Annotated in this window: 2 protein-coding genes; both read right to left on the reverse strand. The window is 35.6% G+C overall.

Features of this window, described 5'->3' with window-relative positions:
- Positions 1-447 precede the first annotated feature (447 nt).
- Positions 448-1,767, reverse strand: coding sequence for a tRNA (N(6)-L-threonylcarbamoyladenosine(37)-C(2))-methylthiotransferase MtaB (mtaB, locus tag ENL20_07520; protein ID HHE38408.1), 1,320 nt, complete (start codon positions 1,765-1,767; stop codon positions 448-450).
- A gap of 183 nt (positions 1,768-1,950) precedes the next feature.
- Positions 1,951-2,196, reverse strand: a 246-nt coding sequence (locus tag ENL20_07525; protein HHE38409.1) for an aspartate--tRNA ligase, incomplete at its 5' end; no start/stop codon positions are given.

The raw sequence follows: 2,196 nt of genomic DNA on the forward strand, positions 1-2,196 counted from the left end.
AAAAGAGAGGGAATTTTAAGAAACGCAAGAAGAAACACACACCTCTTTCCGAAGCTTCTCCCAAAGAAATTCTCAAAGAATAAGATTCGGAAAGTTTATCCCGCAAAATAAAATTCCATTAATCGTAAACCTTCCGAATCCGCTAACACTAGAATAAATGGTAGAAGACTTCGGAATGAATTTTACTGTCAGGTTTTTTATTTTAATCAATTTAACTCACCCTTGATCCCTCTCTTGAAAAGAGAGGGAATTTTAAGAAACGCAAGAAGAAACACACACCTCTTTCCGAAGCTTCTCCCAAAGAAATTCTCAAAGAATAAGATTCGGAAAGTTTTATTAGCACCTTCTTCGTGTTTGTCCTCATTCCTAAATTTTATTTGGGAATGCAATTTTTGAAAAAGTTTTACTTTGATACAACCATTGCGAAGGTCAAGAAAAGCAGGAAGTTCAAAAACCATTCGCAAGATTTACCTTGATACCATCAAATATCTTTTTTACAGGTTTGAACTTCAAATATTTTTTTCTCAAATCTTCCTTATTCTTAAAATAGATCCTGATATAATAATCGGAAAGTGCTGTCCAGAAACCATTAACTTGACTCTCGATAATTCCCGAAAGTTTCATATTTTTATCCAAAATTTTATCGATATATTTTCCTGTCTTATTTTCGGATAACCGGATCAATCGGTTACTTCGCTCTTTGATTTTTTTCCCATTTATTTGATCTTTCATTTCAGCAGCTTTTGTTCCCGGTCTATTGGAATATGAAAAAACATGAAGATATGTAAAATCGAGTTCAGAAAGGAATTTCTCGGTTTTAGAAAAAAGTTCATCCGTTTCTCCGGGAAGTCCGGTAATTACATCAAGTCCAATCGCTAAATCCGGAATTGTTTGATGTAATTTTCTAATCAAATTGGAAAATTCTGCAGTTGAATATTTCCGGTTCATTTTTGTTAGAAGTTCATCACATCCGACTTGCAGAGGAATATGAAGATGAGGACAGATTTTTTTACTGCTTTTCAGGAACTTAAGTAAATCATCTGTAAACAATTGTGGTTCGATCGAACTCAGACGAATGAGTTCGACTCCGTCTATCTTTTCAATGTCATAAAGCAGATTTGAAAGATAATATTTTTTCGATTTTTCCCTCCCATAAAGTCCGAGATTGATCCCACCGAGAACGAATTCATTATATCCGTTTTTTACAAGTTTCTCAATTTGTGAAAGAACATTTTCTTTTTTCCGACTTCTCGAATGACCTCGAGCATAAGGAACTGCACAAAACGAACAATAATAATCGCAGCCATCCTGGATTTTGATAAATGCTCTGGTTCTGTCTATCATCGAGTTGGTGGAGATTTCCTCGAATTCTGTTGCTTTGGAAATCTCCTCGAAATGCAAACCTTCAAGGTTTCTAAAACCTTGAAGGTTTTTAAAAATTTCCCCTTTTTTATTATTATCGACGATCAGATCGATATCACCTATTTTTTTTATTTCTTCATAATTTCGTTGAGAATAACAACCTGTCACAATTATCTTTATTTCAGGATTTTTTTCCTTTTCTTTGAGGGCTTTACGGATTGCATTTCTGCTTTTATAATCTGTGCGATTAGTAACTGTGCAGGTGTTGATGATGTAAACATCAGCAGATTTGTTGAATTTGACAACTTCAAAATCTGCATCGATAAAATCATCCAAAATGCAGGAAGTTTCGTATTGATTGACTTTACAGCCAAAGGTCGCTGCTGCTATTTTATTTTTTACCACGAAGACACCAAGACACGAAGAATCACGAAGTAAAGAAAAAAGACTTCTCCTGAAGTGGGATGATTTTCGATGATCATTTCTTTATTATTTTAGCGGTTTTAGAAGATTCCCACACCTGAAGGTGTGGGTTATTGATTTTCTTAAAAAATATCTTATTCTGTGTCCTTTTGTTCATTTTCGTGGCTATTCTTTCTTCTGTATTTGAATCCCTAATTCATTCAGCTGTTCCTTCGAGACTTCGGAAGGAGATTCGCTCATCAGGTCTGCAGCCTGAAGAGTTTTCGGAAAGGCGATCACATCTCTGATGGAATCTGCATTTGACATGATCATCACGATCCTGTCGATGCCGGGAGCGATTCCTCCGTGGGGAGGAGTTCCGTATTTTAAGGCATTCAGGAAGAAACCGAATTTCTGCTGCAGTTCTTCTTC

The organism is Candidatus Cloacimonadota bacterium (assembly GCA_011372345.1).
GTDB lineage: Bacteria > Cloacimonadota > Cloacimonadia > Cloacimonadales > TCS61 > DRTC01.